This window comes from Fulvivirga kasyanovii, assembly GCF_009711405.1.
Lineage (GTDB): Bacteria > Bacteroidota > Bacteroidia > Cytophagales > Cyclobacteriaceae > Fulvivirga > Fulvivirga kasyanovii.
In genome coordinates, this window is the sequence record NZ_SMLW01000151.1 from 1 (window position 1) to 1,300 (window position 1,300).

General features: G+C 36.3%; 2 protein-coding genes. Both read left to right on the forward strand.

Features of this window, described 5'->3' with window-relative positions; all coding sequences use genetic code 11:
* The coding region (locus tag E1163_RS00420; protein WP_221417877.1) for a hypothetical protein at positions 1–588 on the forward strand (588 nt) is incomplete at its 5' end.
* Positions 589–624: 36 nt separating this feature from the next.
* A complete protein-coding gene (locus E1163_RS00425; protein ID WP_155168556.1) occupies positions 625–1,194 on the forward strand; it encodes a hypothetical protein in 570 nt (189 codons plus the stop codon).
* Positions 1,195–1,300 lie beyond the last annotated feature (106 nt).

Sequence of the window (1,300 nt, forward strand, 5' to 3'; positions counted from 1 at the left end):
ATTTGTGAAAATTTAGGTAACTATAATTTACAGTTAACTTTAATCAAAAAACATGTGCTGTGTAAGCATGGTATATTCTTAAGGCATTTGAAAGTAGAAATGGGAATTTGGGAGCATCTTTTTGGGAAATTAAACAACACGAACCGGTATGAACACCCTCTACCTGCTGGTTTTAACGAGTTGACGAAAAGGGCAATTGAACTCATTGGCAGGGACTCTGGAGGAATGGAGAATGAACAGCTTCATGAGCACTTGATAGCAAATGGAATTTCAAGCTTTGAAGCTGGAGAGTTTATAATCTTTCTTCCCACGGTATTTTGCAGAAAATTACTTCCTGAGTTGGATTGGCCATTAAGCTATGTCGATTGTTATTCTGAGAAGAGAAAAATCAAAAGAAGATATTTGGATAACATCCGGTATGTTGTGATGCAGGAAGAAACCGAAAAATATTGGAAAGCAGCACCAAACAATAAGTGGGTGTTAAATATCGCAGGAAGGAGTGCGGAGTTTAATGCAATTAACCAATTATTGAATAATGGAGGAAAGCTAGAGGATGTGAGATTGACTGAGTTGTATGTAGTACGATGAATAGTCGCTAATTAGAATTCCTCATTCTTTTAACATATGAATAGATTTATATTGATTTTTGTACTTGGTTTAGCTTGCCTGTCTTGCAGTACTTCAAGAAATATAAACACTAATGCCGACCAGCGAACAAATTCCTCCAATTTTCAAAACGATGCACTCTTAATAACTATTGAGTCGAGCAATTTAAGTGAGGATATGACCCATGATGACGAACTATTGATCATGGGTTATTTGGCAAAACCTTCCGGTATATTAGACTCTGCCATTCTTAAACACCGATTGATTTTGGATTTGCAGCATATGACGAAGTCATTTCAATGGCATGTTGACCAAAATATTTATGGGAAAGGCCTGATGCTATTTATTCTTGAACAGGATTCTGACACGCCCATAGCACAAATAGATGCTATTCTGAGGATTCACTATAAGCCAGTGATCAATGCATTTAATAATCGTAGTTATGCTGAAATTGAGAAATACATTGGAGATGAGGACATATTAGACTATAGGGTTCTTGAAATTTTGCCCCCTACAGAATTCACTTTCAGAGGTGTCTATAAAATGGATAGATATGAGTATTCTGTTAAGGTTGAAAAAATGAGGTAGCCCCATCGGAGATCTTCGAAATTAGAGGTAATTTATGAATAAGAAAGCCATATTCACATCGCTAGTCATTACTGTTGGAGCCACTAAAGAATTTTGTGTATTTGGC

Excerpts from the sequence above, each read along its gene's own strand:
- E1163_RS00425 (WP_155168556.1), top strand. The coding sequence starts at position 625 with ATGAATAGATTTATATTGATTTTTGTACTTGGTTTAGCTTGCCTGTCT.